The organism is Micromonospora sp. NPDC049580 (assembly GCF_040675595.1).
Taxonomy (GTDB): domain Bacteria; phylum Actinomycetota; class Actinomycetes; order Mycobacteriales; family Micromonosporaceae; genus Micromonospora.
This window is the reverse complement of the sequence record NZ_JBFAPG010000527.1, coordinates 1-4099: the sequence shown is the minus strand read 5'-3', so window position 1 is coordinate 4099 and position 4099 is coordinate 1. Positions and strand designations below refer to the sequence as shown.

General features: G+C 72.9%; 3 protein-coding genes. All 3 read right to left on the bottom strand.

What is annotated here, in order from left to right:
• Nucleotides 1-122: 122 nt before the first annotated feature.
• Nucleotides 123-1889 (bottom strand): ribonuclease Y, encoded by a 1767-nt coding sequence (gene rny, locus AB0J68_RS28395; RefSeq protein WP_363941493.1) that lies wholly within the window; start codon nucleotides 1887-1889, stop codon nucleotides 123-125.
• A 713-nt stretch (nucleotides 1890-2602) separates the two neighbouring features.
• A complete protein-coding gene (locus tag AB0J68_RS28390; RefSeq protein WP_363941486.1) occupies nucleotides 2603-3439 on the bottom strand; it encodes a 3-keto-5-aminohexanoate cleavage protein in 837 nt (278 codons plus the stop codon).
• Between the two features lie 33 nt (nucleotides 3440-3472).
• On the bottom strand, nucleotides 3473-4099 hold a 627-nt coding region (locus tag AB0J68_RS28385; protein ID WP_363941484.1), incomplete at its 5' end, for a regulatory protein RecX.

Sequence of the window (4099 nt, the reverse complement as noted above, 5' to 3'; positions counted from 1 at the left end):
TACCCAACCCGGTTAAACCTCTTGCCATACCGGCCGCTCTTCCGATCTGTATGTTGTGCCGGGACTGCGTAACGTGTGAGGGGCGGGGGGCCACCGCCACCCGCCCGTCGTCTGTTCCGGGATCAGCGGGCGATCTCGGTGACCCGGGACTCGCGGACCACGGTGACCCGGATCTGACCGGGGTAGGTCAGCTCCTCCTCGATCTGCTTGGCCACGTCGCGGGCCAGCACGGCCGCCCCGATGTCGTCCACGTCGTCGGGCTTGACCATCACCCGGATCTCCCGGCCGGCCTGCATGGCGAAGACCTTGTCCACGCCGAGCTTCCCGGCCGCGATCTCCTCGATCCGCTCCAGGCGCTTGACGTACGCCTCCAGGCTCTCCCGACGCGCGCCCGGTCGACCGCCGGAACAGGCGTCGGAGGCCTGGGTGAGCACGGCCTCGATGGTCTGCGGCGGCACCTCGTTGTGGTGCGCCTCGATGGCGTGCACCACGTCCTCGTGCTCGCCGTACTTGCGGGCCAGGTCGGCGCCGATGATGGCGTGGCTGCCCTCGACCTCGTGGGTGAGCGCCTTGCCGATGTCGTGCAGGAACGCCGACCGTTTGATGGTGGGCACGTCCAGCCGCAGCTCGGCGGCCATGATGCCGGCGATGTGCGCGGTCTCGACCAGGTGCTTGAGCACGTTCTGCCCGTACGAGGTGCGGTAGCGCAGCCGGCCCAGCAGGGTCACCAGCTCCGGGTGGATCTCGGTGATGCCGACCTCGACCAGGGCGTCCTCGGCGGCGCGGAGGCAGAGCTGCTCCACCTCCTGCCGGGCCAGGTCGTAGACCTCCTCGATCCGGTGTGGGTGGATCCGCCCGTCCAGCACCAGCTTCTCCAGCGTGAGCCGGCCGACCTCCCGGCGGACCGGGTCGAAGCAGGAGAGCAGCACCGCCTCCGGGGTGTCATCGATGATCAGGTTGACCCCGGTCACCGACTCGAAGGCGCGGATGTTGCGCCCCTCCCGGCCGATGATGCGGCCCTTCATCTCGTCGCCCGGCAGATGCAGGACGCTGACCACGCTCTCGGCGGTCTGCTCGCTGGCCACCCGCTGGATCGCGTCCACCACGATGTGTCGGGCCCGCTGCTCGGCGGTGTTGCGCGCGTCGGACTCGATGTCGCGCACCAGCAGCGCCGCCTCGCGCTTGGCAGACGTCTCGATCGCGTCGATCAGCTCCAGCCGGGCCGACTCGGCGGTGAGACCGGCCACCCGCTCCAGCTCCCGGCGGCGCAGCTCCTCGGCCTCGGCCAGCTCGGTCTCGCGCTGGGCGAGCGCGGACTCCCGGGCCGCGAGGGCGGCGCTCGCCGCGGTGAGCTGCCGCTCCCGCTCGGCGAACCGTTCCACCTCCTCGGTGTGCAGCCGCTCCCGCTCGTCCATCCGGGCCGCCCGGCGCTCCACCTCCGCAGCCTGCTCCCGGGTCGTGGCGGCGAGCACCGCGACCTCCCGCTCGCCGCTGCGACGGGCTGCCGTGCGCAGCTGCTCGGCGTCCGCCTCGGCCTGCTTGTGCGCCCGTTCCAGCACGGTGTCCGCCTCGGCGCGGGCGTCGTCGAGCACCCGCCGGGCCTCGGCCCGGGCCGCCTTCGCCTCAGCCTTCGCCGCCGCCGCCTCGGCCCGAGCCGCGGAGGCCGCGGACTTGGCCACGTCGATCGTGCTGTTCGCCTGGTCGGCTGCGTTGCGCAGGGCGGCCAGGGACTGCTCCTGACGGTCCTTCTCCGCGATGAAGGCGGGATCCTCCGGGGCCGGCGCCGAGCCCATCCGACGCAGCGTCCGGATGCCGACCAGCACCGCCCCGACCACGACCACCGCGAGGATCAGGACGGCCGCGAGAAGCACGACGTCGAGGGCGTTCATGCCGGGACCCCGTGAGGTCTACCGGTGAACCTGTGCCGCCGCCCCGCCATGGCCGCCTCCCCTGAACGTCAAGACCGCAGCGACTGTGCCCGAGGCACACTCCTGCGGCTGTGGACGCCCGACCGGAGCGGCTGGCCGTGGATAGCTCTCTCCGCCGGCGGTGCCCTCGGGCATCGTCGGCGACCGGGTGCAGTTGTCGCGGAGTGCCGGACCGGCCAGTCCGGAACTGCCGCCAAAGGCCGCGGAGTCGGCCAAAGTGATGCTGTTCTGTTACGAGATCTATGTTGTGCGCTTAGCCTGCGCTGGTCGGGCAATGTGAGCCTGTATGGCGAGGCTAGGTCGCCAAGGGCGGTCTGGTCAAGGACTCATGATCAAACCCCCCGAACGGAGCGAAGTTGTAGCGTCACACAAAGCTGATGTCGTGTCGGACACGGAAGGACAAAGGCGGCGAGCCGACGCCCTCGATTCGGATGTCGTGCCTGTTCAGCGGTGGCGGCGCCCGTGCGCCGAGCCGACTTTGTGACACCAGCGACCCTCTACAAGTCGCCCGGGCACGGGCCGCACCGCTTGTCGATTGTCGGCGTCACGCCGGACAGCACCGACAGTTCCTGATCGACTGCCGACGTGACCGGCTGGCGGCGGACATGCGGGCGGGCCGGCCACCACCTGATCGGGGCGAGCCTGCGCTTCCCCGCTGAGCCGACGTCCGCGGCTCAGCCGGCGCCGGCCGCCAGCGCGGCGGTGACCAACGCGGCGTTGCCCGGTGCCGGTACGCCGTCGGGCAACAGGAGCGTGTCCTCCAGCCCGATTCGGGTGTGCAGCCCACGGCTGACCGCCTCGGCGAGTACCGCCCAGGTGGCCGGACCCTCGGCGTGCAGCAGCACGGGCGGAGCCACCGCGTCCTCCGGCGGCGACCCGCCCGACATCCCCGTCGACGGCGGCGACCCGCCCGGCATCCCCGCTGACGGCGGTGACACGGCGGGCATCCCCGCTGACGGCGGTGGCACGCCGGGCATCGCCGCCGACGGCGGCGGCAGCGCGGCGAGGATCCGCGCCGCGTCGGCCAACGCGACCGGCGCCTCCTGCGCCATGCACTCGACGAGGATCCGTCCGACCGGCACCCGCCAGGACCGGTACGCCTGTACGGCGTCGACTGTCCAGAGCCCCACCTCGACGAGCACGCCACGCTCATGCAGCGCGGCGGCGACCGCCTCGGCGCCGGGCTCGTGCGCGTTGACCGAGGCGAAGTCGGGCAGCACCGGCCAGGATCGGACGGCTGTCACCCGGGCGGCCGGATCCGGCTCGATCCAGGCTCCGGTGCTCACCCCCACCGGCAGGCCCGGCCGGACCGCACGGATCGCCGTCAGCGCGTCGGCGATCACCGCCGGGCGCAGTGACTCGACGCCGGCCGCGTCCCTGGGATGGACGTGCACAGCCGCGACGCCCAGCGCAGCACAGCGGGCCGCGTCGGCCGCCAACTCCGTCGGGGTCACCGGCACGGCCGGATGGACGGCACGACTGCGCTGGCCGTTCAGACACGCTTTCAACATCGGGCCACCCCCACCGCACCCATCGCGCGCCACTCAGTCGAGCGGACGGCTGTCGCGCTCCAGATCGCCCTCGGCGTCGGCGAGCGCGTCGGCGTCGATCTGCTCGGCGAACTCGGCCGCCTCGGCGCTCTGCGCGGCGAGCGCGTCCTTCACCGCGCGGATGGCCACGCCGGGCGGATAGCCCTTGCGGGCCAGCATCCCGACCAGCCGGCGGAAGACGGCGTCGGGCTCACCCCGGGCGGTACGCAGTTTGCGCTCCACCAGAGCGCGGGCGGTTGCCGCCTCGGTCTCCTCGTCCAGCTCGCCCAGCGCCTCGGTGGCCACCTCACCGTCGACGCCCTTGCGGCGCAGCTCGTTGGCGAGCGCCCGGCGGGCCAGGCCACGACCGGTGTGCCGGCTGGACACCCAGGCCCGGGCGAACGCCGCGTCGTCGATGATGCCGACCTCGTCGTAGCGGTCGAGCACCTCGGCCGAGACCTGCTCGGAGATGCCCCGCTTGGCCAACGCGTCGGCCAGCTCGGCCCGGGTGCGCGGCCGGACGGCGAGCTGGCGCAGGCAGATCTCGCGAGCCACCTCCGACTCGTCGCGCGGCGTAGGCGCCGGTTCATCCGCCGACGACTCGGCCCGGCGCCCCCGACGGGGACGCGGCGGATCGCTGGC

Excerpts from the sequence above, each read along its gene's own strand:
- rny (WP_363941493.1), bottom strand. The coding sequence starts at position 1,889 with ATGAACGCCCTCGACGTCGTGCTTCTCGCGGCCGTCCTGATCCTCGCG.
- AB0J68_RS28390 (WP_363941486.1), bottom strand. The coding sequence starts at position 3,439 with ATGTTGAAAGCGTGTCTGAACGGCCAGCGCAGTCGTGCCGTCCATCCG.